The sequence below is a fragment of the Acinetobacter calcoaceticus genome (assembly GCF_051947995.1).
In the GTDB taxonomy this organism is placed as follows: domain Bacteria; phylum Pseudomonadota; class Gammaproteobacteria; order Pseudomonadales; family Moraxellaceae; genus Acinetobacter.
Genome location: NZ_JBLVVH010000008.1, coordinates 51,223 through 75,965, shown reverse-complemented (window position 1 = coordinate 75,965; position 24,743 = coordinate 51,223). Strand labels below are relative to the sequence as shown.

Annotated in this window: 20 protein-coding genes; 12 read left to right on the top strand and 8 right to left on the bottom strand. The window is 44.7% G+C overall.

The features are described from left to right. Nucleotides 1-216 precede the first annotated feature (216 nt). Nucleotides 217-1,434 (top strand): CaiB/BaiF CoA transferase family protein, encoded by a 1,218-nt coding sequence (locus tag ACNQO6_RS14865; protein ID WP_440209457.1) that lies wholly within the window; start codon nucleotides 217-219, stop codon nucleotides 1,432-1,434. A gap of 162 nt (nucleotides 1,435-1,596) precedes the next feature. Then, nucleotides 1,597-2,442, top strand: a complete 846-nt coding sequence (locus tag ACNQO6_RS14860) for an IclR family transcriptional regulator (RefSeq protein ID WP_005231232.1) — start codon at nucleotides 1,597-1,599, stop codon at nucleotides 2,440-2,442. A gap of 25 nt (nucleotides 2,443-2,467) precedes the next feature. On the opposite strand, the gene ACNQO6_RS14855 is transcribed toward ACNQO6_RS14860, so the two are convergent. From ACNQO6_RS14855 to ACNQO6_RS14830, 6 genes are all read right to left on the bottom strand, one after another. Then, nucleotides 2,468-3,643 carry an MFS transporter gene (locus tag ACNQO6_RS14855; protein ID WP_440209456.1) on the bottom strand — a complete coding sequence of 392 codons (1,176 nt, stop codon included), beginning with the start codon at nucleotides 3,641-3,643 and terminating at the stop codon, nucleotides 2,468-2,470. A gap of 69 nt (nucleotides 3,644-3,712) precedes the next feature. Further along, nucleotides 3,713-4,555 (bottom strand): IclR family transcriptional regulator, encoded by an 843-nt coding sequence (locus ACNQO6_RS14850; RefSeq protein ID WP_009515938.1) that lies wholly within the window; start codon nucleotides 4,553-4,555, stop codon nucleotides 3,713-3,715. Between the two features lie 107 nt (nucleotides 4,556-4,662). Continuing rightward, nucleotides 4,663-5,868: a 3-oxoadipyl-CoA thiolase gene (locus tag ACNQO6_RS14845; protein ID WP_440209455.1), complete on the bottom strand. Its 1,206-nt coding sequence runs from the start codon at nucleotides 5,866-5,868 to the stop codon at nucleotides 4,663-4,665. A 14-nt stretch (nucleotides 5,869-5,882) separates the two neighbouring features. Next, nucleotides 5,883-7,406 carry a 3-hydroxyacyl-CoA dehydrogenase gene (locus ACNQO6_RS14840; protein ID WP_440209454.1) on the bottom strand — a complete coding sequence of 508 codons (1,524 nt, stop codon included), beginning with the start codon at nucleotides 7,404-7,406 and terminating at the stop codon, nucleotides 5,883-5,885. A gap of 61 nt (nucleotides 7,407-7,467) precedes the next feature. After that, complete coding sequence (locus ACNQO6_RS14835; RefSeq protein ID WP_440209453.1) at nucleotides 7,468-8,229, bottom strand: SDR family oxidoreductase; 762 nt, start codon at nucleotides 8,227-8,229, stop codon at nucleotides 7,468-7,470. Nucleotides 8,230-8,258: 29 nt separating this feature from the next. After that, nucleotides 8,259-9,047 (bottom strand): enoyl-CoA hydratase, encoded by a 789-nt coding sequence (locus ACNQO6_RS14830; protein ID WP_440209452.1) that lies wholly within the window; start codon nucleotides 9,045-9,047, stop codon nucleotides 8,259-8,261. A 315-nt stretch (nucleotides 9,048-9,362) separates the two neighbouring features. Between ACNQO6_RS14830 and ACNQO6_RS14825 the strand changes: the two genes are divergently transcribed. The 6 genes from ACNQO6_RS14825 to ACNQO6_RS14800 are packed head-to-tail and all read left to right on the top strand — an operon-like array spanning nucleotide 9,363 to nucleotide 15,818. After that, nucleotides 9,363-10,517, top strand: coding sequence for an acyl-CoA dehydrogenase family protein (locus ACNQO6_RS14825; RefSeq protein ID WP_440209451.1), 1,155 nt, complete (start codon nucleotides 9,363-9,365; stop codon nucleotides 10,515-10,517). A gap of 58 nt (nucleotides 10,518-10,575) precedes the next feature. Beyond that, a complete protein-coding gene (locus ACNQO6_RS14820) occupies nucleotides 10,576-11,859 on the top strand; it encodes an MFS transporter (RefSeq protein WP_440209450.1) in 1,284 nt (427 codons plus the stop codon). Nucleotides 11,860-11,906: 47 nt separating this feature from the next. Further along, nucleotides 11,907-12,575: a 3-oxoacid CoA-transferase subunit A gene (locus ACNQO6_RS14815; RefSeq protein WP_101236984.1), complete on the top strand. Its 669-nt coding sequence runs from the start codon at nucleotides 11,907-11,909 to the stop codon at nucleotides 12,573-12,575. Continuing rightward, complete coding sequence (locus ACNQO6_RS14810; RefSeq protein WP_005287070.1) at nucleotides 12,575-13,228, top strand: 3-oxoacid CoA-transferase subunit B; 654 nt, start codon at nucleotides 12,575-12,577, stop codon at nucleotides 13,226-13,228. The genes ACNQO6_RS14815 and ACNQO6_RS14810 overlap by 1 nt, the downstream gene beginning before the upstream one ends. Before the next feature lie 39 nt (nucleotides 13,229-13,267). Next, nucleotides 13,268-14,584 carry an outer membrane trimeric porin-like protein DcaP gene (gene dcaP / locus ACNQO6_RS14805; protein ID WP_440209449.1) on the top strand — a complete coding sequence of 439 codons (1,317 nt, stop codon included), beginning with the start codon at nucleotides 13,268-13,270 and terminating at the stop codon, nucleotides 14,582-14,584. A gap of 16 nt (nucleotides 14,585-14,600) precedes the next feature. Further along, entirely contained in the window at nucleotides 14,601-15,818 is a 1,218-nt protein-coding gene (locus tag ACNQO6_RS14800; protein ID WP_440209448.1) for an MFS transporter, read from the top strand. A gap of 15 nt (nucleotides 15,819-15,833) precedes the next feature. Here the strand turns inward: ACNQO6_RS14800 and ACNQO6_RS14795 are convergent, their stop codons facing one another. After that, nucleotides 15,834-16,271, bottom strand: coding sequence for a PaaI family thioesterase (locus tag ACNQO6_RS14795; RefSeq protein WP_440209447.1), 438 nt, complete (start codon nucleotides 16,269-16,271; stop codon nucleotides 15,834-15,836). Between the two features lie 325 nt (nucleotides 16,272-16,596). On the opposite strand from ACNQO6_RS14795, the gene ACNQO6_RS14790 reads away from it, so the two are divergent. The 4 genes from ACNQO6_RS14790 (at nucleotide 16,597) to ACNQO6_RS14775 (ending at nucleotide 20,989) form a co-directional block, all read left to right on the top strand. Further along, complete coding sequence (locus ACNQO6_RS14790; protein ID WP_440209446.1) at nucleotides 16,597-18,399, top strand: acyl-CoA dehydrogenase C-terminal domain-containing protein; 1,803 nt, start codon at nucleotides 16,597-16,599, stop codon at nucleotides 18,397-18,399. Between the two features lie 44 nt (nucleotides 18,400-18,443). Next, nucleotides 18,444-19,232, top strand: coding sequence for a 2-(1,2-epoxy-1,2-dihydrophenyl)acetyl-CoA isomerase PaaG (gene paaG / locus ACNQO6_RS14785; RefSeq protein ID WP_440209445.1), 789 nt, complete (start codon nucleotides 18,444-18,446; stop codon nucleotides 19,230-19,232). Nucleotides 19,233-19,313: 81 nt separating this feature from the next. Beyond that, nucleotides 19,314-20,069, top strand: coding sequence for a class II aldolase/adducin family protein (locus ACNQO6_RS14780; protein ID WP_440209444.1), 756 nt, complete (start codon nucleotides 19,314-19,316; stop codon nucleotides 20,067-20,069). Continuing rightward, nucleotides 20,066-20,989: a 2-hydroxyacid dehydrogenase gene (locus ACNQO6_RS14775; protein WP_440209443.1), complete on the top strand. Its 924-nt coding sequence runs from the start codon at nucleotides 20,066-20,068 to the stop codon at nucleotides 20,987-20,989. The genes ACNQO6_RS14780 and ACNQO6_RS14775 overlap by 4 nt, the downstream gene beginning before the upstream one ends. 111 nt (nucleotides 20,990-21,100) lie before the next feature. On the opposite strand, the gene ACNQO6_RS14770 is transcribed toward ACNQO6_RS14775, so the two are convergent. After that, nucleotides 21,101-24,571: an indolepyruvate ferredoxin oxidoreductase family protein gene (locus ACNQO6_RS14770; protein ID WP_440209442.1), complete on the bottom strand. Its 3,471-nt coding sequence runs from the start codon at nucleotides 24,569-24,571 to the stop codon at nucleotides 21,101-21,103. Between the last annotated feature and the right edge of the window lie 172 nt (nucleotides 24,572-24,743).

The window sequence follows — 24,743 nt, the reverse complement described above, 5'->3', positions numbered from 1 at the left end:
AATTTCGCAATGCGATATATTATTTGTATTTTGTTTTTTCTAATCTGTTGATTTAATTCATCTATATTTATTGGAAATTAATCATATTTTTTAATGGGAAATTAGGGTTTGATTTTTTAAAATCTTGTTTGTATATTAAAAATATATATCGCTATGCGAAACTTTTGTTAAATAAGTTTTCATCTGGGAAATAAGCTGTAAATTGAAGGGATAAACATGGGTGCTTTAAATGGAATTCGTGTACTTGATTTGAGTCGGGTGCTGGCTGGACCGTGGTGTGGCCAGATACTTGCTGATCTGGGTGCAGAAGTGATCAAGGTAGAACGGCCAAAGCTTGGAGATGATACCCGATCTTGGGGACCACCCTGGATGAAGGATAATTCAGGACAAGACACGCAAGAGGCAGCTTATTATCAGTCGACCAACCGGAACAAGCTCTCGGTGGCGATTGATATTGCCAGCTCTGAAGGACAGGAGCTGATCAAGGCTTTAATTCTGGATAGCGATGTTGTCATTGAAAACTATAAGGCGGGTTCGTTAAAAAAATATGGTTTGGACTATGAGTCTTTAGCTGCTATTAACCCTGGTCTGGTCTACTGTTCAATTACCGGTTTTGGGCAAAATGGCCCACGTGCAGAAGAGCCCGGTTATGATTTTATTATCCAGGGCATGGGCGGATTAATGTCCATCACCGGTGAAAAGGATGATTTAGCAGGTGGCGGTCCGCAAAAAGTCGGGGTGGCGTTTTCGGATCTGGCGACCGGGCTTTATTCAACCATTGCCATTCAGGCTGCGTTGCTTAACCGCCATGAGACAGGTTTGGGGCAGTATATTGATATGGCGCTGCTTGACGTACAAATTGCCACCATGGCCAATCAGGGTATGAATTATCTTTCCTCAGGAAATATCCCCAAGCGTTATGGTAATGCACACGCCAATATCGTGCCTTATCAGGTATTTAAAGCTGCTGATCGGGAGTTTATTATTGCCTGTGGCAATGATACCCAGTTTATTCAGTTATGTAGCAGTATCGGTTTAGCTGATTTACCGAATGATCCCCGGTTTCGACGCAATGCCGACCGTATCCGCTATCGTGAGGAAATCATCGAAATTTTATCCAAACATTTTTTAAGCAAGAGTGCAGATGATTGGGTTGCTGCCATTCATGCCGCCAAAGTTCCGGTGGGTGTGATCAATAATCTGGAGCAGGCTTTTCAGGAACCACAGGTGCAGGCAAGGGAAATGCTGGTTGAGATGCAGCATCCGCAACGCAAAAAGCTGACCGTGATTGGATCGCCGATTAAACTTTCAAGAACGCCAGTCGAGTATAAAACTGCACCGCCTTTATTGGGGCAACATACCGATACGATTCTCAGCCGGATACTTTCACCAGAAAAACTGCAGCAACTCAAGCTGAAAGGAATTGTTGGATAAAACATGCACCCATGTCAAAATGCATCTGTATTTTGGCATGGGCTATATATGACTATTATTTTGCTTGCCCAGATAAAGCAGAAAATGCTTTTCACTGTTTATTATAGAAAAAATAGATTATAATTTTCGCAGTGCGAAATAAAGAAGTAGATTGGTAGAATCATGAATGATGCCGTAGATGCAGAACAGACAGAAAAATTATTAGCGCCTTTAAGGCATGAATTATTGCATCCGATTGAAGACATGCAGGATGAAAATGACCGTCAATTTATCACGGCTTTAGCCCGCGGTTTAGAACTGCTACGTTGCTTTACCCCCAAGCATCAACATCTGGGCAATCAGGAACTGGCGCAGATGACGGGTTTACCCAAGCCAACCATTACCCGTTTAACCCATACCTTATCGCGTTTGGGCTATATCAAGCAGGTACCAAATTCAAGTAAATTCCAGCTCTCGGTTGGGGTATTGGCTTTTGGTTATTCCATGTTGTCCAATGTGTCGATCCGCTCAATTGCACATCCTTATATGAAAAATCTGGCGGACTATGCCGGTGCTGCAGTTGCCATGGCTACACGTGATCGCCTGAATATGATCTATCTGGATGTGGTACAGGGTAAAGGCAATATGACCATGCGACGTCAGGTGGGGACCTACTTACCCATTCATCTGAGCTCAATGGGACGTGCCTGTCTGGCAGCCATGCCAGAAGATGAACGGGAGTTTTTGCTGGATGCGATTCGTAGCAAGCATAAAGAGGACTGGATCAAGATTAACCGCGATCTGGATAAGGCCTTTAAGGATTATCAGGACTTTGGCTATTGTTTTTCCGTAGGTGAATGGCATAAGGATGTCAACTCGGTCGCTGTGCCCTTGGTTCATGAACAGCATGGTTTGCTGGTGTTTAACTGTGGTGGACCAAGCTTTATCATGAACCGAGAAAAACTTGAGGAAGATATTGCACCACGTTTATTACATATGGTGAATAATATCCGTACCGAGATTAGTTAAGTCTTATCGTTTTAAAAAGCCAGCATCATTCACTATGCTGGCTTTTGGCATCCCGAATACAGAAAAATAAACATAAAACCGCAAAAACAAGTCCCAGAATACAAACGCCTGTCCAGCCAAAATGTTTCCAGGCATAACTTCCAGCCGTAGTGCCGAGCGCTCCACCTGCAAAATACCCCGTCATATACAACGCATTAAAGCGTGAACGTAATTCCTGATTCAGCTTGAATACAATACTCTGGTTGGTGACATGGACTGCCGATAGTGCTGCGTAGAGCAGAAGTAAACCTAGGATATAAAAGAGAAAATGATAGGGAAGCAGGAGAAAGAACAGCCAGCTTAAAATCAGGCCAAGACCACAATAAACCGAAATTTTATGGACATAGCCCTGATCAATAAACTTGCCTGAAAAATTGGCAATAAAGGTTCCCAGAATACCGACAAACCCAAATAAACCAATACTAAAATCACTAAAAAAATAGGGTGCAGGCGCCAATAGCAGCGACATGGTGGTAAAAATCAGGCTGACACAGGCAAAAGTACACCCCCCGATATAGGTGCGTGTTCTAAGGCGAGGACTATTCAGAAAAATCTGTGGCAGTGAACGTATGCTGGAAAGATAGTTCTCGGATTTGGTTGGGGGAAACAATCCGATATTACGGTACAGGATAATCGCAATGGCCAGTAACAGAAATCCACTCAGCAGATAAATTACATGCCAGTCAAACAGGGTAGACATCAGCCCGGAAAGGGAACGAGCCAGTAAAACCCCCATCATCAGACCACTGAGCAGGAAGCCCACTACACGTCCACTCTGCTGGATCGGAACCAGACTGGCGGCAAGGGGTAATAACAGTTGTGCCGAGCTGGAGAACAGGCCGGTAATGATGGTTCCCAAGATTAAAAGATAAATATTAGCGGCAAAACCACTGAGAATCAGTCCGAATGCTGCCAGTAACATGAAGCTAAACAGCAGTTTACGTTTTTCCAGAATATCGCCTAAAGGCATCAGGAACAGCAAACCACAGGCATAGGTAATCTGCGCTAGCGTGGGCACCCAGGCCGTGGTGGTTTCATCCAGACTCATGCTCAAGCCAATCGAATGAATTAAGGGTTGGCTAAAGTAATTGCCGCCAGTACAGATACCTGCTGCAATTGCCATCAGGATGATGGTCGGGGTATAGAGTGCATTTTTCATCATGTCTATTGTCACAACGAAATTGGCATGTTAATCCTCAACCATGATCAGGCATCGCTCAATCTGGCTGTGTTAATGCGTTTCACTCAAGGCATCTTGAATGTTATGCACCATATGGATTAAACGTGGTCCAATTTCACCTTCGAGTTTTTCCGGATTTAAATGGAAACTTGGTGCGCCGCAGTTAAACACATAAAGACCGTGTTTCGAGCTGACCAGAGGCACAGCGACCGAATTCACTTCTTTATGCCATTCGCCTAGAGACAGGCAGTAGCCATAATCCTGATAATCACGGAATGCCCGTTCCAGAGAACGTTTGATTGCAGGCCAGTTTTCAGGATTTTTCTGTTTAAGCGCATCAAGTAAAAAATTACGTTCACGTTCAGGAGTTGCGGCTAAACAAGCCCGTCCCATCGAACTACTGTGCAGTGGTAAGGTTGATCCGATCGGGCGACGCATATTTAATGCTGTTTCGGTCTGGACCACATCGATATAGACCATATTCAGGCGGTCACGTGTAGCCATGGCGACCGGCGCCTGAACGTACTGGCTCATCTCTTCCATATATTGATGCGCAATATTACGGATAGAGATATTGGATAGGGCGGCATAACCGAGAGATAAAACCCCAATATCCAGTGTATATTTGGTTGAGCCCGGCAATTGTTTCAAATAACCCAAGGACACCAAAGTATTGGTAATACGGGCAATGGTGGGTTTGGGTAAACCGGTCATCTTGGCCAGTTCCTGGTTACCCAGAACCTGATTGTTGACCGAAAAACAGCGTAGCAGTTCTAAACCGCGTGCCAAAGAAGCAATAAATTGTGGGTTATTTTCCCGATGAATATGTGAAATCGGATCCAGGCGTATCTCATCAAAATTTATGGGTTGTTCAGTTTCTGATTTCTGAGACATTCGATACTCAAATATAATAAAGCAATAGCTTGCCATTATATTTCGCTCTGCAAAATAAATCCATTCATCACTGTGTCGTTGTGATGAATGGAGTTTCAATGACATGATTATGAGACGTTTTCAATCACCATTGCCAACCCTTGACCTACACCTATACATAGGCTGACCACAGCATATTTCTTGTTACGGCGTATCAGTTCACGTGAAACTGTTAGGGCAAGACGGGCACCAGAAGCACCGAGTGGATGTCCGATTGCAATGGCGCCACCATTCGGATTGACACGTGGATCATTAAAATCAACATTCAAGCCTTTTAAACAAGATAAAACTTGAGAGGCAAAAGCTTCATTGATTTCAATAATATCCATGTCGTCTAAAGTTAAGCCAGCACGTGCAACTGCTTTTTTAATGGCTTCGATCGGGCCTGCACCCATAATGCGCGGTTCAATCCCGGCCGCTGCTGCAGACAAGATTTTTGCCATTGGCTTCAAACCATATTGCTTGCCAGCCGCCTCTGAACCAATCAAGAGGGCTGCTGCACCGTCATTAATCCCTGATGCATTACCCGCAGTCACTACGCCACCTTCAAACAGCGGTTTTAGTTTGGTGAGGGCTTCAACCGTAGAGCTTGGGCGAGGATGCTCATCTTCTGAAACCAGTTTAGGTGGTAATTTTTTACCCTGAAATACCTCAATCGGCGTAATTTCATCGGCAAAGAAACCTTCTTGTTTGGCTTTTTGATATTTGGCTTGTGATTGAGCGGCAAACAGATCGGCCTGTTCACGGCTAATACCAAACTCAGCCGCAACGTTGTCTCCTGTTTCCGGCATTGAATGACCGCCGTACTGGGCAGTAATCTTTTTATTGGGAAAACGAGAGCCAATGGTGGTGTCATAAAGTTTAGCATCACGACTATAAGCACTTTCGGCTTTTCCCATGACAAAAGGTGCGCGTGACATACTTTCTACACCGCCTGCGATATACAGATCGCCTTCACCACAGGTAATGGCACGTGCTGAGTCAATTACGGCACCTAAACCACTCGCACATAAGCGGTTGACTGTCTGGCCCGGTACAGTGACAGGTAAACCGGCAAGTAATAACGCATTCCTCGCCACATTCCGGCTATCTTCACCCGCCTGATTGGTATCACCTAAAATGACATCTTCAATATCCGCGCCCGGCACACCTGTTTTTTCAAGTAGTTTTTGAATGACTGTTGCGGCAAGATCATCAGGACGAATGGAGGCAAGTTCACCGGCATGACGGCTAAATGGACTACGTAAACCCTCATAGATATAGGCATTTAACATGGGGAAATTCCTTTTCAAGACTCGTGAGTAAAAGTAAGAGGTAAATGTAGAGCAACACGACGCTGTAACCACGGACTAGGGCGATAGCGCGGGTCATGCGTAAGGGCTGTTATACGGTTTAGAATAAGTAAGATTTTTTCGCTACCGACTTTATCGCCCCATTCAATGGGTCCAAATGGATAGCCTAAGCCAAGACGTACTGCCGCATTGATATCATCAACCGTTGCAATATTCTGTTGGGCAATGTCACAGCCTAAATTGATCACCATCGCTAAGACACGCTGCGCAACAAAGCCAATACTTTCATTAATCATACTGACGATTCCGCCATCCAGATTGAAAATCGAGTGAGCGGCTTGTCGGTATTCAGGTTTGGTAATAAGTGAAGGCATTAAGGTGCGGTGCTTGGCAATGCCATAAAGCATATCGATAGCAACAGCTTGCGCAGGATTAACGCCTAGGCGGGTCGCCGCTTGGGTGGTATCTTCACCATAACAAGCGAGTAAGCATAGACTGTCTGTTTGAGGTTCGGGGTTGCTGTCTATGTCGATATTTTGCTGGGTTAAATAAGCTTCGAGCTGTTTTTTATCTTCAGGAAAATCGGCTGCAATCCAAACTTTTGGATATTGCGCTAAACGCTCTACAGCCTGGGCAGGTTGTTCACCTGTTTTTTCACCCGTTGCATAATTATAAAAACCTTGTTTGACCTTACGTCCAAGCTGTTTTGCTTCCAGCATTTGTTTGGTCAGCGGATTGGGTTTATAACGGGCTTCTTCATAGTACTGATGATAAATCGACTCCATGACCGGATGAGAAACATCCAGTCCTGTGAGATCCATCAGCTCGAATGGTCCCATTCTAAAACCGACACCATCGCGTAAAATACGGTCAATTTCACTGATGTCACAAACATTTTCATTTAAAATTTTGAGTGCTTCCGTGCCATAAGCGCGACCAGCATGGTTAATAATAAATCCAGGCGTATCCTTGGCCACGACAGGACGATGACCAAATGCGTGAGACAGTTCAATTAATGCTTGAATAATCGCCGGATCGGTTTTCAAGCCTTGAATGACTTCAATCACTTTCATGAGCGGAACGGGGTTAAAGAAATGAAAACCGGCCACACGTTCAGGTCTATTACAGTTCGCGGCAATTGCAGTAATCGAAAGAGAGGAGGTGTTGGATGCTAAAATGGTGTGTTCAGAAACCACTGCTTCAAGCTGCTGCATCAAACTTTGTTTGATATCCAGACGTTCAATAATCGCTTCTACAATCAGGTCACAGTCTTTTAAATCTTCCAGTTGATGCGCAACAACTAAGTTCTTGTTTGCTGCCGCCGCCTGTTCAGTTGTAATTTTATTCTTATCCACCAGCTTCTGGAAAGTTGCTGCCAGTTTATCTTTTGCCTGTTCAGCTGCACCTGCTTTGGTGTCGTATAGATAAGTGATATGGCCTGACTGGGCAGCAATTTGGGCAATTCCGCTGCCCATAATCCCGACACCAATCACAGCCATGCTTTTAATATCATAAGTCATGTCGATCATCCTGATGATTAATTTATATTTGAAATTAAACGGAAAAATAAGGTTGGGTGATTTAGCTTAGGCATTGCTTGTCACCATCAATTGGTAAAGTCTGGCCTGAAATTGAACGTCCGCTATCTGAGGCCAGAAACAGGCATAAATCTGCAATATGCTTTGGATCGACAAAGTATTTGAGTGACTGATTTTTCAGTGCGTTTTGAGTCACTTCTTCAAGTGAGGTATGGGCTACATCGGCGCGGGCCTGTAAGACACGTTGAACCCGATCACCATCGACTGCTCCCGGAAGAATGGCGTTGACCCGAATATTGTCAGGGCCAAGTTCCATGGACAGGGTTTTGGTAAATCCGATCAGGCCCCATTTTGAAGTGGAATAGGCCAATCGGTATGGATAGCCTAAGCGGCCAGCAATTGACGACATATTAATAATTACGCCTGCCTGTGCTTTCTTTAAATAGGGAATGGCTAACTGGGTAATTAAAAAAGTACTGTTCAGATTCAGGTTGATGACCTGATTCCAGTCTTCAAAACTTAGCTCATCTGCGGCAACAGTCGGACCTGAAATGCCCGTGTTATTGACTAAAATATCAATACCGCCAAGTTTTTGAACTGCTTCGCCAAACATCAGTTTAATTTGTTTTTGATCAGCCAAATCACAGCTATGTATATGCAGTTTTGGATAATCGTGTTGAAACTGTTCGAGGCTTTTAGTGCTAATATCACAAACAAAAACTTCATCATGATTATTTAAAAATGCTTCGGCAATGCATCGTCCAATCCCGGAACCACCTGCACTAATCAATACTTTTCTGCTCATTATCATTCCTTTGTGATTATCGTTTTAAATTATTTACCTTGATAAGACGGTTTTCGTTTTTCAATAAAGGCTTGAATACCCTCATTTTTATCTTCAGTTGAAAACAACAGCTGGAATGATTTACGTTCGAGTGCCAGTCCGGCATTCAGCGGAATATCGTCACTCATCAAGGCGACTTCCTTGATTTGTTGTAAGGCAATAGGAGGCATTTTTGCCAGACCTTGTGCCATATGGATCGCAGTTGCAATGGTCTGGTCATCCTCCGTAACTTGAGAAACTAGGCCTATGCAATAAGCTTCTTCTGCCTTGACCATGGCACCTGTCATAATCATGCGCATGGCATGAAATTTACCGACAGCGCGAAATAAACGTTGGGTACCACCAGCACCTGGCATTAAGCCGACTTTAATTTCAGGTTGACCAAAGGTTGCGCCTTTACCCGCGATAATAATATCGGCGTGCATCGCCAGTTCACAGCCACCACCAAGCGCATAACCATTTACCGCAGCAATGACAGGTTTCGGACATTGGGCAATTGCATTCCAGTAGCGCTCGGTATGGCGAAGTAACATTTCAGTTGATGTGGCTGTTGCCATTTCTTTGAGATCTGCTCCCGCAGCAAACACTTCTTCACCCCCTGTCAGCACAATGGCATGAATATCATCATTGAAACTTAACTCGGTGAACGCCTGAGCCAGTTGCTTGCGGACTTCTGTATTCAGTGCATTTTTGGCATCGGGACGGTTAATTTTGACAATCGCCACTTGCGGAGTGGAATAATCAAGCTCAATGAAATTGTTCCCTGTTATTTTGCTCATTTTTGAATTCCTTGTTTCGCAGATCAAAACTATATTGTTTTAATCATGCTTATTTTGAAATTTATTTCAAGCATTTTTTATTTGTCTCCTCGGTGTTTTAGGATTTTATTCAGGTAAGTATTTGATATTTAGTATTGGTTGATTTTTAAATTTCGTTTAACGAAATTAATTTTCAAAAAAACTTGAAATTTGGGTTTTTATTCTCGTACTATGAAACACATCCACAGTAAACAAGATTTAAAACATCGTCTCTGCAATCAGATGGGAAGTAGCTCTGAGGAATACGATGCAAGTACATAAAAAGGGAGATCACAGATGATCCGTGATGAAGGGATGTTGCAGCAGTTGCTTACAACAATTCGCGACTTTGTAAAAAATGAATTGATTCCGCGTGAGCATGAAGTTGCTGAGCAGGACAAGATTCCTGATGACATTGTGCAGCAAATGCGTGAGTTGGGTTTATTCGGACTCACCATTCCGGAGGAATATGGCGGTTTAGGAATCACCATGGAAGAGGAGGTCAATGTTGCATTTGAACTTGGACAAACGTCACCTGCATTTCGTTCCTTGATTGGGACCAATAATGGCATTGGTTCCAGCGCGATTTTGATTGATGGTACAGAAGAGCAGAAGCAAAAGTATCTGCCACGCTATGCCAGCGGTGAAATTATTGGTTCATTTTGTCTGACTGAACCTGAAGCCGGTTCAGATGCGGCCTCTTTAAAAACCAGCGCGGTCAAAGAGGGCGATTTTTACATATTAAATGGAACCAAACGTTTTATTACCAATGCACCCCATGCGGCGACGTTTACCGTTATGGCCCGCACCAATCCTGACATTAAAGGTGCCAGTGGTATTTCTGCTTTTTTGGTTGAAGCAAATACACCTGGTATTAGTCTGGGCAAAATCGATCAGAAAATGGGGCAAAAGGGTTCTCATACCTGTGATGTGATTTTTGACAATTGTCGTGTACCAGCCACTGCACTGATTGGTGGCGTCGAAGGCGTTGGTTTTAAGACCGCCATGAAAGTTCTGGACAAAGGTCGGTTACACATTGGCGCGTACAGTGTGGGTGTGGCAGAACGCATGCTGGACGATGCACTACGATATGCCATCGAACGTAAGCAGTTCGGTCAGCCGATTGCCAGTTTTCAGTTGATCCAGGCCATGTTGGCCGACTCAAAAGCCGAGATTTATGCAGCCAAATGCATGGTGCTGGATGCTGCTCGTCGCCGCGACCAAGGTGAAAATATTAGTACCGAAGCATCTTGCGCAAAAATGTTCGCCACTGAAATGTGTGGGCGTGTGGCTGACCGTTGTGTACAGATTCATGGGGGGGCGGGTTATATCAGTGAATATGCAATTGAGCGTTTTTACCGCGATGTACGCCTGTTTCGTTTATATGAAGGAACGACGCAGGTTCAACAATTAATTATTGCAAAAAACATGATTCGGGAAGCGACGAACTAATAAAAAATCAAGTGCCATGAGGCAGTGGATGCCTCATATTCTTGCTGAGGATATGGACATGACAACAGATACAGCTACACAAAAAATTGATCGCGGGGAAGCGATTCAAACACCTAAAAAGATTTGGATTACCGCATTTATATTCGCTTTTTTAACATTGTTATGTGACGGGGCAGATTTAGGTTTTTTGGCATTGAGCCTGATCAGTCTTAAAACAGAATTTCATTTAACGGGTGTACAAGCTGGAACATTAGGCAGTTTAACACTTTTAGGTTCAGCAATTGGTGGCCTGATTGGTGGTTGGGCTTGTGACCGTTTTGGGCGGGTCCGCATTATTGTGTTCTTTATTGCTTATTCTTCAGTTTTAACCAGTGCGCTGGGTTTTACTGATTCTTATCTGCAATTTGCAGTTTTAAGAACTTTCGGGGCGATGGGCTTAGGTGCGCTCTATATTGCCTGTAATATTTTAATGTCAGAAATGGTGCCAACCAAACATCGCTCGACTGTTTTGGCTACTCTCATGACGGGTTATACCTTAGGTTCTTTGTTAGCGACTTTATTAGCAGGTCATATTATTCCTGAACATGGCTGGCGTTTCCTTTATTGGATTGCAATTACGCCTGTGGTGTTATCAATTTTAATGCACTTTTGTGTACCTGAACCTGAGTCTTGGAAAAAAGCACGTCAATTAAAAGCGCTAGAAGTCGCTCAAAGTAACCAACCTAAAAAACGTCAAAACCCATATCTTGAAATTTTAAGAGATAAGAAACACGGCACCATGTTTGTACTTTGGATTATTAGTACCGGTGCATTGCAGTTCGGTTATTACGGGGTAAGTAACTGGTTACCGGCTTATTTAGAGTCTGATCTTGGTATCAAGTTTAAAGAAATGGCCATGTATATGGTCGGTACTTTCCTGATTATGATGTTTGCCAAAGTGATTGCAGGAATTATTGCCGATAAATTAGGACGTCGTGCTGTATTTGCTTTTGGAACCATCGGTACAGCCTTATTTATTCCAGTCATTGTCTACTTAAATACACCAACGAATATTTTATGGATGATGCTGTTCTTCGGTTTCCTTTACGGTATTCCTTACGCAATTAATGCCACCTATATGACAGAAAGTTTCCCGACCTCTATTCGGGGCTCGGCAGTGGGTGGCGCTTATAACATTGGTAAAGTACTTTCTATTTTCTCTCCATTAACAATTGGTTTTCTATCTCAAAATGGCTCGATTGGTTTAGGTCTATTAGTGATGGCGGGTGCTTACTTTATCTGCGGCGTAATTCCATTGTTATTTATTAAAGACCGGCTATTTAACCCGCAAAAAGCAGAGTGATGGCTTGCGCTGTTACTTCAATTGAAGGATGAAAAGGGATTAATGAAATGATAAATAAAATCACGGCGAATATCGAACCGATTTTAAAAGCAATTCCAGATGGTGCAACCATCATGACCAGTGGCTTTGGGGTTACAGGTCAACCTGCAGAGCTTATCGAAGCCTTAATTGATCTGGGAAAAAAAGAGCTGACCATTGTCAATAACAATGCCGCTTCCGGTGATCGGGGCTTAACGAAATTGATCATCGCAGGTTGTGTAAAGAAGATGATCAGCTCATTCCCAAAGTCAGCAGGGTCAACAGTATTCCAGGACTTGTATCGCGCAGGAAAAATCGAGCTGGAACTGGTACCCCAAGGCAATCTGGCATGCCGTATCCAGGCTGCAGGTGCGGGTTTGGGGGCAGTTTTTACCCCGACAGGTTATGGAACCAAAATTGCTGAAGGCAAAGAAACCCGCACCATTAACGGTAAAAACTATGTACTTGAATATCCGATTGATGCTGATTTTGCCCTGATTTATGCCGACAAAGCCGATCGTTGGGGCAATTTAACCTACCGCAAGGCGGCACGAAACTTTGGGCCGATTATGGCCAAGGCTGCAAAAACCACCATTGTTCAGGTTAACGATACGGTTGAGATAGGAACACTCGATCCTGAGTGCATTATTACCCCGGGAATCTTTGTACAACATGTTGTAAAAGTAGGAGATATCTAATGTCAGTTCAAAAACGCTCTCGTGAAGAGATTGCCATGTTGATTGCACAGGATATTCCTGAAGGTGCATATGTCAATCTGGGCATTGGCCTTCCCACCAATGTCGCCAAGTATCTGCCTAAGGATAAGGAGATATTCCTGCATTCTGAAAATGGTGTTCTGGCTTTTGGGCCACCTCCACAACCTGGCGAAGAAGATGAGGATCTGGTCAATGCTGGCAAGGAGTTGGTGACCTTGCTGGATGGAGGCTGTTTTATGCATCATGGCGATTCGTTTGACATCATGCGTGGTGGGCATCTGGATATTTGTGTCATTGGTGCCTTCCAGGTTGCAGTCAATGGGGATTTAGCCAACTGGCACACCGGCAAAGCAGATGATGTACCTGCTGTAGGCGGGGCAATGGATCTGGCGGTGGGCGCTAAAAGTATTTATGTGTATATGGAACATGTGACTAAAAAAGGTGAGGCAAAAATTGTTGAAGCCCTCACATATCCCATTACTGGCGAGCAATGTGTTGACCGTATTTACACCGATTTATGCATTATTGAGCTCAAAGATCAGCAAGCCTATGTCAAGGAAATGGTATCAGGTTTAAGTTTTGAACAATTACAGGCGCTGACAGCCTGTCCATTGATTGATGCGCGAGTGGCTTAACTGAAGCACACGCAAACAAGTATCTTAAAGGATTAAAAGATGAAAAAACTCATTTTAGCGACAGCCTGTGCTGTCGCTTCAGGGACTACTTTTGCCAATACGGCAACCACGACAGAACAAAGGATCAATCTGTTAGAAACCGAATTGCAAAAATTAAAGGCAGAGCTGCAAGCACAAAAGCAGACGCAAAATAAATTGCAGGTTAAACAGGCAAAAATTGAAGAAAATGTAGAAAAAAATATTACTGCCGAGACGGCAAAGCCGATTGCACCGTCATGGGTGACCTGGACCGATAATGTAAAGGTGTACGGAATCGCCCGGCTGGATGCCACAGTTGATTTTAAATCCTCACCCGATTCAGGCGGAAGAACCACCAGCAGTATTTATCGGACTCCATTTGAAAATGATAAACGCGCGAATCATTCCCGTTCCGATGCAAGTATTAATGCCAGTCGATTGGGAGTGTATTTCAATAGTCCGGACAAGGCGGTCACAGGCAATGTCGAAGCTGATTTCTTTGACAGTTCCAATATGGGAACGGGTGATGGCAAGTTCCGTATTCGCCATGCCTATTTTACCTATAAAGACTGGACCTTTGGTCAAACTTGGTCATTGATGTCCAATATGGAAACCCGAACCGAGTCAGTCGATTATACTCAGTTTATGGGGACATCTTATACCCGTACGCCGCAAGTACGTTATGACTGGAAAATTGATCAGAATCACGACCTGAAAGTTGCTTTGGAGCATACTGGGTCACGAGTTTCCGCTTTTCCTTCATTGACGGGGCGATATACCTTTAAACAAGGCCCTCTGACTGCATTGGCGCAAGGTTTCGTGAACGAAAAATCAGTCGATGTAGCCAAAGATACGGTCAAGAAAGTCAGTTGGGGCGCTGGAACAGGATTAAAATACCAATTTGATCCGCAACAGTCTGTTCAGGCGAATTATCAATATATTGTAGGGGATCAGAAGTTTATGCCTTATACCACGCAAAGTGGTTTGGCAAATGCAACTGCATTGAATGCGGCAGGTGATTTCTCTTTAGATCAGGATAAAACCGATTTGCTGATGAATAAACTGCATAGCTTTAATATTGGTTATTCGTATAAATTCAATGATCAGTGGCGTAGCAATCTATCTGCTTCTTTATTTGAATATGATGACAATACTGAATATGCCAAGCTGAATCAGGATGCGAACAAACGCTTAACCGATTATGCTGCCAATATCTTTTACTCGCCTGCCGAGCAAATTGATATCGGACTCGAATATCATCAGGGCAAACGTGAAGTCTTTGATGGCAGAACAGCGGACGTATCGCGTCTTAACTTTGTATCGATGTACAAGTTTTAAAAATAGGACAGGCTAAATGGAAAAAATGGTTCGGCCCGACACAGACACGCTATTGTCAAAAAGTTTTATTTTCATCATGGCAGTGACATGTGGCCTTTGTGCAGGGTCGAACTATTATAACCAGCCTCTGATTTATTCAATTGCTCAAGCCTTGCAGGTGAATGCCGAGCAGGTGGCGTTTACCATCGTCATTGGCCAACTGTCTTATGCAGTTGGTCTTTTTATTCTGGTTCCGCTTGGGGATTTTTTTGAAAAGCGTCGCTATATCTGTGTGTTGATGTGCTGCACCGGCTTTGCCCAAGTGGGCTTATCATTGAGTCAGTCTCTACCCATACTCTATGGGTTCACTTTTTTAGCAACCTTTTTTTCGATTGCAACCCAAGTTCTGGTGCCATTTGCTGCAGGATTGGCAAGCCCTGAAAAAAGCCCGCAAATTGTGGGGACCTTAATGAGCGGTTTATTTCTGGGGATTTTACTGGCCAGATCGGTTGCAGGGTTATTATCTACAATCTGGTCGTGGCATGCCGTCTATTTATTAAGTGGTTTGTTGATTCTAGCGTTTGCAGCCGTGATGTGGTTAAAGTTACCCGATGCCCGAAAATCCCATCAATTAACGGTTCTACAAATTTATCGTTCTTTATTTTCTTTGGCGACACATCAACCCCATTTACTCCGTCGTGGTCTGGCGGGCGGAATTGGCTTCGGCATTTTGGCACTGATTTTTACCACCATGACTTTTATTTTGGCGAATGAACCGTATCACTTTAACGATTTTCAAATCGGTCTATTTGGTATCGTTGGACTGGCAGGTGTTTTTGCAACGCCGTGGGCGGGAAAGCAGATTGCAGCAGGTGGGGAAAATCGGGTCGCACTTATTTGTATGTGGTTACTGTTAATCGCATGGATACCGCTGTATTTTGCCCAGCAGTCATTATTTGCCTATGCCATCGGGGTTATTCTGGCTTACTTTGGTTTGTCTGCCTTTCATGTTTTAAATCAAAATCTGGTGTACCGGATTTCCGCAGAAGCGCGTTCCCGTATTAACTCGATTTATATGACCCTGTACTTTGGTGGCGCAGCACTAGGTTCCTTCATTGCCGTGTATGCATGGAAACATTGGGGATGGCCGGCCTGTGTAGCTTTGGGGCTCAGCATGGCTGTGATCAGTTTTATGATTGATCGCCTTGATTTTCGTGCAGTAAAGAATGCCGAGCTGGAGAAGCAAGCCTCATAAAGAGGCGCTTTCTTTCTATGCCTTGCGAATAATCATTAAGGTCGCGGAAGCAAACGCATACACTTTTCCATTCTCATCTACGATTCTACCTTCAGTCGTAATGATATTTCGTCCGGCATTAATCAATTCGGCCTGCGCGTAATAAATGCTATCAACTTGCATAGGACGAATCATTTTCACATTCAGATCGATGGTGCCGTAACCCACCCCATGTTCCAGTAGGGTATGCGCTGCACTCCCGGTGACAGTATCCAGCGCTGTTGCACAAAAGCCGCCATGCACACCACCCTGTATATTTCGATGTTGCTGTCCAGGGGTCACTTTATAAGTCGCTTTTCCTTTTGAGACTTCGATCAGTTCCATGGGAATGGTGTGAGCCATGGGAGAAGGAGAGACCTCACCATTTTTTAAAGCCGTTAAGAATTCAAGACCAGTGTATTTCGGGTTATCCATAAATCATCCTTGCAAGTCTAAGCAATCTCATCAACATACTATAATTTAATTTTTTACGGAATATAATTTCGTAAAACAAAATTTTTATTTTCCGCTTTATTTTTTGTTGAAATGCATTTTAGATTTATATTTTTATATGTATACAATAACTTGCGGTTTTTTTAATGTGAATCTGGAAGTGGTTTTACAAAATTAAAGCTATTAAAATGAAAATAAATTTTGCAATAAGAAATTTATTTGATATTTTTAAAGTCAGGAATAAGAAAAGTTCATTCAGGAACATCGCTTGATTGCATCTTGGTGAAAGATAGATAAGGAAAAAACCATGCCTTTATACAAAGCTCCTCAACGCGATATGCAATTTGTGCTGCATGAATTGCTTCAAACCGAACAAAACTACCAAAAATTATCTAAATATCAGGATGTCGTCAGTCGTGAACTGGTGGATCAATATTTAGAGACAGCAGCAGATTTTTGTGAAAATGAGTTGGCACCGATGAATCAAAATGGCGATCAGGAAGGTTGTCATTTAAACCAAGGTGTAGTCACCACCCCGAAAGGCTTTAAAGAAGCTTATGATAAATATGTGGAACTCGGTTTTACTTCACTCACAGCCGATCCTGAATATGGCGGGCAAGGTTTACCGACACTGCTGCGTATCGCGATTTCAGAAATGTTATGTGGATCGAACTGGGCATGGGCAATGTATCCGGGTTTATCCCATGGCGCGATGCGCACCATTGAGCATCATGGTACTGAACAGCAGAAACAGCTATTTTTAACCAAGTTAATCACAGGTGTCTGGACCGGCACCATGTGTTTAACAGAATCGCATGCAGGGTCTGACCTCGGGCTAATCCGGACGAAAGCGCTACCCAATCCAGATGGAAGTTATGCCATCACGGGGGAGAAGATTTTTATTTCTGCAGGGGAACATGATCTTTCTGAAAATATTATCCATATTGTGTTGGCGCGTTTACCCGATGCTCCTGCGGGTACCAAAGGAATTTCGCTGTTTATTGTGCCTAAATTGAATGTTGACGGTCAGGGAAATCTCCAAGGCCGAAACAATGTGCTGTGTAGCGCGATTGAACACAAGATGGGAATTCATGGCAATGCCACCTGCGTTTTAAATTTTGATGCTGCAAAAGGTTATCTGATTGGCCCTGAAAACCGTGGGCTCAACTGTATGTTTACCTTTATGAATACCGCCCGCATTGGCACGGCTGTGCAAGGACTGGCTGCCTCCGAAATTTCATTTCAGGGTGCTTTAGCCTACGCCAAAGACCGTCTGGCCATGCGTTCTCTAGCGGGTACAAAATGCCCGGACCAAAATGCAGATCCAATTATTGTCCATCCTGCTGTTCGCAGCATGTTAATGACCCAAAAAGCTTTCTCTGAAGGAGGGAGGGCATTGGCTTATTTTCTGGCGCAGCATGTCGATATCGTGGAAAGTTCCAATGACCCGGAGCAGTGTGAAAAATCAGATCAATTACTGGCCTTGTTAACCCCTATTGCCAAGGCTTTCCTGACTGAATCGGGGAATGAGTCTGCCAAGCATGGTATGCAGGTCTTTGGCGGGCATGGATTCATTGTTGAGCATGGCATGGAACAGATCGTGCGTGACGCAAGGATATCTACCTTGTATGAGGGCACCACTGAAATTCAGTCTTTAGATTTACTGGCACGGAAAGTATTGAAGTCCGAAGGCAAACTGTTAAAAAACATGACGGATTTAATCGATCAGTGGATTATTGAGCATCAGTCCAATTCAGCCCTGTCAGCTTATGGGGAAAAACTCACTGAACTGAAGCAGCAATGGTTATCGCTAACCCGCGATATTGCTCAAAAAGCCAAGCAAAATCCTGAAGAAATTGGTGCGGCTTCGGTCGATTATCTCTATTTTTCCAGTTATGTGGTCTTTGCCTATCTTTGGGCACGGATGGCTCAGGTTGCACAAGAACAGTTGCTTGCAGGAACGACAGAAGAAAAGTTCTATCAGGCCAAACTCACGACAGCCAAGTTCTTCTTTCAGAAATTATTACATCGTACCCAAGCACATGCTGCTGCTATTGCATCCGGAGCTGAGGCTGTGATGGAACTGGATGAAGCGGCCTTTGCATTCTAAGTCTGCGCGGAACGGTCTGGATTTATTTAGGAGTCTAAACAGAAATGGAATTTGAACATATTTTGCTTCGTCAACACAATTGTGTCGGTTATTTGACACTGAATCGTCCAGAAGTGCTGAATAGTTTCAATGAACACATGCATGGTGAAATTGCTGCAGCCTTAGATCTGTGGGCAGTTTCGAAGGAAATCAAAGTGATAGTCATCTCTGGCGCAGGCAAAGGGTTTTGTGCTGGACAGGATCTAAGATCACGGGGGATGGATGTTATTGCTGCGCCAGATTATGATGCAGGCGCGGCTTTAGAAAAATTCTATAATCCGCTGGTACTTAAAATTACAGACATGACCAAGCCTGTCATTGCTGCGGTGAATGGTGTCGCTGCCGGTGCAGGTGCCAATCTGGCATTGGCCTGTGATTTGGTGGTGGCGAAACAGTCTGCTGCCTTTATACAGTCTTTTTGCAAGGTTGGCCTGATCCCTGATGCGGGGGGAACATGGAATTTACCGCAACTGGTCGGTTTGGCCCGTGCCAAAGGGCTGGCCATGCTGGGAGAAAAGCTTTCTGCCCAGCAAGCCTTGAATTGGGGGTTAATCTGGGAGGTCTATGAAGATGAACTGTTCGAAGCGAGCGTTACTACATTGGCTGAACAGTTGGCCGAACGCCCCGGTAGTTCGATTGCATTGATAAAAAAAGCGTTAAATCGTGCTGCAGACAACACGCTCGCTGAGCAATTGCAGCTGGAGCGCGAATTTCAGCGTATCGCAGGACAATCAGACGACTATAAAGAAGGTGTGGCCGCATTTATGCAAAAGAGGAAACCTGACTTTAGCTAGATGCATTGACTATGCATGGCCTTTACATCTAAAAATGAAAAAGAGTATTTGCTATCAGAAGCACTTAAATAGGGATATAACATGAGTTTAAAAGACATGGTTTCGACAACTGAATGGGAAGCGCGTTGTCAGTTAGCGGCTTTATATCGATTGATTGCCTATTATCGGATGACGGATCTGATCGATACCCATATTAGTCTGCGTGTACCTGATGAGAAGGGGCATTTTCTGATTAATCACTATGGCATTCCATTTGAAAAAATGAAAGCCTCGGATCTGGTGAAAATTGATGGTGCAGGCAATATCGTAGAACATTATGATCAAGGTAAAACAGTCAATGTCGCCGGTTTTGTCATCCATTCCGCATTGCATGCCGCGCGTGAAGATATTCACTGTGTCATTCATACCCACACTGCCGATGGGATTGCAGTTTCAGCACAGCAGCAGGGTTTGTTACCCATCTCACAACATGCACTGAAATTTTATAAAAAAGTCAGTTATCACGAGTATGAAGGTGTCGCACTATCGACTGAGGAAAGAGTACGGCTGGTTCAGGATCTGGGCAATCATCGTGTCATGATTTTAAGAAATCATGGCTTGCTGGCAATAGGAGATAGTGTGCAGCGTGCTTTTCATGAAATATATTTTTTAGAGCGAGCATGTCAGGCCCAGATCAAGGCGCTTGCGGGTGGGGCGGAATTGCATTTTCCTTCCGAAGCGGTGTGTGAACATACAACCCAGCAGTTCGAATCTAACGGTGTTGAAAAAATTATTCTAAATGCTTGGAACGCCGCCTTGTCATTGATTGAACAGCAGCGTGAGGAATACTGTACATGATCGTAATTGCCACCACGGTGCCCAAGGTCCAAAAATGGCTTGAAGATGCATTTTTACAATATGCTCCACCAGGTTCGTACTGTCTGGCAGACAGTGAGCAGGCTCAATTTGCCACCACGGCAGTCTCATGGTTTCCCGATCTGGATCATCTGGAGAAGTTACCTGAATTAAAACTGATTCATTCCATGGCCGCTGGCGTTGAGCACCTCAATCTACAAAGAATTGGGTCGCAATATAAAGTATGTCGGGTGGTCGATCAGCTCCATCAACAAGGGATGTTCGATTATCTGCAATGGGGTGTTTTATATTATCAACGGTTTTTTGATCAGGCCTTTGCACAAAAGCAGCAACAACGCTGGCGACAATACCCGCAACGCGCGCATGCTGAAGTAAAAATCGGAATTATGGGGCTCGGCCAAATGGGTGCCTATATGGCGAAACAGTTTGCCGCACTGGGTTATCAGGTTGCTGGCTGGTCACGTAGTCCTAAACAGATCGCACAGGTCACATGCTATGCCGGTGCTGAAGATTTTCATCAGTTTTTAGCACAGGCGGAAATTCTGATTAACTTATTGCCACTTACGGAAAGTAATCAGGGGATTTTAGCAAAGTCTTTATTTGACCAGCTTCCTGAGCGGGCCTGTATCATCAATTGTGGTCGTGGTCAGCATCTGGTTGAGCAGGATTTATTAAGTTATCTGGATTCTGGACGTTTACGTGGTGCGATTCTGGATGTTTTTAGCAAAGAGCCCTTGGCTGAACATCATCCACTTTGGCAACATGAAAAAGTGGTGATCACGCCGCATGTTGCTTCACATGCACCCTGGTCAATTGTAGTGAATCAGATTTTGGAAAATGATCAACGGGTGATGCAGGGACAAGCTTTGTTGAATCAGGTGGATACCTTAAAAGGCTATTAAATCGGGGAAACAGCTATTTGTGTGGATGATCATCTATTAAGATTGATTTTTGAATTGGCTGGCGGAGCCACTCCCTTTTGATGGGACTGACTCTGCCAGTGATTTATTTTTTTAAGTGTTGTTATTCAACTGAGTTGATAGCTCATCCCAGCGTTGATTGGCGGATTGCATCGCCTGCATTTTAATATGGCCAAAACCACGTACTTCCGCTGGAAGCTCGGCAATCTGTGCAGCCACCGTCAAATCATACTGTTGAGGTGCTGCAACCAGTGTTTTCACAAATTCAATGTAGCGATCACGCCATGCATGCTCATGTTGGCGTTCTTCCTGACGTGCAAATGGGTCAAGGAAGGTTTCGCGCAGCCATTGTAAGCGGGCGAGTAACATCATCGGGAAGCGCATCCAGTAACCAAAAATGCGTTTGCGGACGTTGGTACCCAGCGTCGGTGGGGCAAGGTGATAGGATAAACGTACCCCACGTCCGAATTGTGATTCGATTGATTTTTTAAAGCTGGCTCCTGTGAGCAGGCGCGCTACTTCATATTCATCTTTATAGGCCATGACCCGATAAAGCTGTGTGGCAATCGTGCTGGCCAGTTCTTCCGGTAATACCTTCGCGGCCTGTTGTGCAAGATTTCGGTATGTATGGGCGTACGCATCATTCCAGTAGTCTTGCAAACGGACCGAACGATCATCGATCAGTTCTGGCAGTGTTTGCGGCACCTGCTGTTTAGGTAAGCTATCCAGTAGCCGCTTGGCCAGATCCGGATCGCTGGCGAGATGGCAACCTACACGGAAAGCTTCCAGATTCTTCTCGACTGCCGTACCGTTCAGTTGAATGGCTTTTTCAATGCTCTCACGCAGTAATGGAATCTGACCCGATTGCCATGCCATTCCCAGCAAGAGCTGGTTGGCAAAGATGGCATCGCCCAAGACCTGTGTCGCAATACGTGCAGCCGGTAAAGACACCAGTTTGCCCTGATCAACACGACCACGCAGACGATTGATCAAATCCGTAATCGGGGCAAACCAGTCACGTTTATTGATAAAGTCAGAGGTTGGGGAACCATCTTCATTGACGATCACCATCGCATCCGGTTTTAAACGTGATAGGGCGGCATTACTGCCTGCCACCACTGCATCGGCACCAATCAGAAGATCACATTGACCGGCGGGAATTTTGGTTGCAGAAATTTGTTCATCATCTGAGGCCAGTTGTACGTAGGAATAAACCGTACCGCCTTTTTGTGCCAGGCCAGCCATGTCCATGACGCGTGCTGCTTTACCTTCCAGATGTGCTGCCATACCGAGTAAAGCACCGACAGTGACCACACCGGTACCCCCCACACCACCAACCATGATCCGGCTTGGTGTACGATCGAGTTGAGGAAGAACCGGTCGTTCAGGCCAGCCTGGGGCAAAACCTTCAAACTTGTCGGGATGTTTCATATCACGGGTATGCACAGTCACAAAACTTGGACAGAAGCCTTCTACACAGGTGAAATCCTTATTACAACTGCTCTGGTTAATTTGACGCTTGGTGCCCAACGCGGTTTCGATCGGTTCAATCGACAGGCAATTTGATTTTTTCGAGCAATCACCGCAGCCTTCGCAGATATCGCTATTGATATAGAGACGTTCAGCGGGGTCCGGATACATATCACGTTTACGGCGACGACGTTTTTCGCTGGCACAGGTTTGCACATAGACCAAAGCGGTGACACCTGAAATATCACGCAATTCACGTTGCACCGCGTCCAGATCATTGCGGTGGCGGATTTCTACATTTGGCGCAAGGTGTTCTTCTGCATGAATCAACGCTGGCTCATCCGTTACGATGACCTGTTTTTTAATGCCTTCGGCATCCAGCTGACGCGTGAGTTGGGCGACACTCAAATGTCCATCGACATGCTGACCACCCGTCATCGCAACCGCATCGTTATAAAGGATTTTATAGGTGATATTGATATTGGCTGCAATGGCTTGCCGAATCGCCAGATAGCCTGAATGGAAATAGGTGCCGTCACCGAGATTGGCAAAAATATGCTTTTCATTGGTAAAGTGCGATGCACCGGCCCAACTCACACCTTCACCGCCCATTTGCGAGAAGGTTTCCGTCCCACGATCCAGTGACACCGCAATATAATGACAACCGATACCGCCTAAGGCGCGACTGCCTTCTGGAACCACCGTGGACGTATTATGCGGACAACCGCTACAGAAATACGGTTTGCGGTCTGCCAGATCCAGCACACGGCGGGACTCCTGTTCTGCTTTTTGTAATAGATCGATGCGATTCTGAATTTGTTGTCTTAAATTCTGTGGTAAATCAAGTTGTAGAAAACGTGCCGCCAGCATTTTGGCAATCGGTTCAGGCTGGAACTCATAATGACCAATCAGCGGCGCTTCTTCAATTGAGGTACTCCATTCACCTTTACCATGAATTGCTTTGCCGAAGACGTGTGGACGTTGCTGATCAGGCAGGGAATACAGTTCATCCTTGATTTGTGATTCAAGAATAGGGCGTTTCTCTTCAACCACAATCAGCTCTTGCAAGCCCTTGGCAAATTCACGGATCCCTTGTGGCTCTAAAGGCCAGATCAATCCAACCTGATAGACCCGTAGCCCAAGCTGTTGTGCGGTTTCGTTCTCAATCCCTAGAATGCGTAAGGCTTCAATGGTGTCGAGATAGCCTTTACCGCTGGCCACAATCCCGATACGGGCATTTTCGCACGACCAGGTGATCTGATTCAGCTGATTGGCGCGGGCATAGGCCAGCACAGCGGGTAAGCGATGTTGATACAGACGCTGTTCTTGCTGGATGCCATGATCCGGCCAGCGGATATTGACGCCGTCTGCAGGGAAGTCCACATCTTCTGGAATCACGGGAGTGACCCGATCTAAATCCACATTGACAGAAGCAGAGGTTTCTACAATTTCACTGACCAGTTTCATTGAAGTCCATACGCCAGCAAAACGTGACATTGCAACCGCATGCACACCCAGATCAAGAATATGTTGCACCGAGGTTGGATAGAAAATTGGAATGCCACAACCGATCATGACATGTTCAGATTGATGGGGAACGGTAGATGATTTACAGGAATGGTCATCACCAAATAAAGCGACTACACCGCCATGTTCAGCCGTTCCAGCCAGATTGGCATGACGCAGCACATCGCCGGAACGGTCTACACCAGGGCCTTTGCCATACCACCATGAGGTAACGCCATCATATTTTCCCTGACCTGCCAGATTGGCTTGCTGGGTGCCCCAGATTGCGGTTGCTGCTAAATCTTCATTAATACCGGGTTGAAAAACGACATGATGATCTTTAAGTATGCCTCCAATTTGCCAAAGGAAATTGTCATAGTTACCGACTGGAGAACCGCGATAACCTGAAATAAAGCCGGCAGTGTGCAATCCGTTCAATTCATCACGGCGCGTCTGTGCTAGAGGTAACCGAACGAGTGCCTGAATGCCTGTCATATAGGCTGAACCGTGATCACTGATATATTTATCGTCCAGTGATACATCTTTAGTAGCGATCATTTTTGAAGTAACTTTTGTCGCTATATTCATTTATGTCTCCTTAGAATTGTATGTAGTTTTGACTACTTTCTTTTTTCAACATCCGGTTGAATATTTGGAGTAAGTACATATTTAAAAGAATGATTGATCAGCGGCGTTCGCTAAAAAAACTGTTCAATCAATGTACATATTTGTCATTGTGGTTGATCCAAACTGGTGCAAC

What these genes read in the sequence shown, in the direction of transcription:
- ACNQO6_RS14830 (WP_440209452.1), bottom strand. Translation starts at nt 9,047, where the DNA reads ATGAGCAAAATAACAGGGAACAATTTCATTGAGCTTGATTATTCCACT.
- ACNQO6_RS14825 (WP_440209451.1), top strand. Translation starts at nt 9,363, where the DNA reads ATGATCCGTGATGAAGGGATGTTGCAGCAGTTGCTTACAACAATTCGC.
- ACNQO6_RS14815 (WP_101236984.1), top strand. Translation starts at nt 11,907, where the DNA reads ATGATAAATAAAATCACGGCGAATATCGAACCGATTTTAAAAGCAATT.
- ACNQO6_RS14770 (WP_440209442.1), bottom strand. Translation starts at nt 24,571, where the DNA reads ATGAATATAGCGACAAAAGTTACTTCAAAAATGATCGCTACTAAAGAT.
- ACNQO6_RS14795 (WP_440209447.1), bottom strand. Translation starts at nt 16,271, where the DNA reads ATGGATAACCCGAAATACACTGGTCTTGAATTCTTAACGGCTTTAAAA.
- ACNQO6_RS14860 (WP_005231232.1), top strand. Translation starts at nt 1,597, where the DNA reads ATGAATGATGCCGTAGATGCAGAACAGACAGAAAAATTATTAGCGCCT.
- ACNQO6_RS14865 (WP_440209457.1), top strand. Translation starts at nt 217, where the DNA reads ATGGGTGCTTTAAATGGAATTCGTGTACTTGATTTGAGTCGGGTGCTG.
- ACNQO6_RS14835 (WP_440209453.1), bottom strand. Translation starts at nt 8,229, where the DNA reads ATGAGCAGAAAAGTATTGATTAGTGCAGGTGGTTCCGGGATTGGACGA.
- ACNQO6_RS14810 (WP_005287070.1), top strand. Translation starts at nt 12,575, where the DNA reads ATGTCAGTTCAAAAACGCTCTCGTGAAGAGATTGCCATGTTGATTGCA.
- ACNQO6_RS14850 (WP_009515938.1), bottom strand. Translation starts at nt 4,555, where the DNA reads ATGTCTCAGAAATCAGAAACTGAACAACCCATAAATTTTGATGAGATA.
- ACNQO6_RS14780 (WP_440209444.1), top strand. Translation starts at nt 19,314, where the DNA reads ATGAGTTTAAAAGACATGGTTTCGACAACTGAATGGGAAGCGCGTTGT.
- ACNQO6_RS14800 (WP_440209448.1), top strand. Translation starts at nt 14,601, where the DNA reads ATGGAAAAAATGGTTCGGCCCGACACAGACACGCTATTGTCAAAAAGT.
- ACNQO6_RS14855 (WP_440209456.1), bottom strand. Translation starts at nt 3,643, where the DNA reads ATGATGAAAAATGCACTCTATACCCCGACCATCATCCTGATGGCAATT.
- paaG (WP_440209445.1), top strand. Translation starts at nt 18,444, where the DNA reads ATGGAATTTGAACATATTTTGCTTCGTCAACACAATTGTGTCGGTTAT.
- ACNQO6_RS14840 (WP_440209454.1), bottom strand. Translation starts at nt 7,406, where the DNA reads ATGACTTATGATATTAAAAGCATGGCTGTGATTGGTGTCGGGATTATG.
- dcaP (WP_440209449.1), top strand. Translation starts at nt 13,268, where the DNA reads ATGAAAAAACTCATTTTAGCGACAGCCTGTGCTGTCGCTTCAGGGACT.
- ACNQO6_RS14845 (WP_440209455.1), bottom strand. Translation starts at nt 5,868, where the DNA reads ATGTTAAATGCCTATATCTATGAGGGTTTACGTAGTCCATTTAGCCGT.
- ACNQO6_RS14820 (WP_440209450.1), top strand. Translation starts at nt 10,576, where the DNA reads ATGACAACAGATACAGCTACACAAAAAATTGATCGCGGGGAAGCGATT.
- ACNQO6_RS14775 (WP_440209443.1), top strand. Translation starts at nt 20,066, where the DNA reads ATGATCGTAATTGCCACCACGGTGCCCAAGGTCCAAAAATGGCTTGAA.
- ACNQO6_RS14790 (WP_440209446.1), top strand. Translation starts at nt 16,597, where the DNA reads ATGCCTTTATACAAAGCTCCTCAACGCGATATGCAATTTGTGCTGCAT.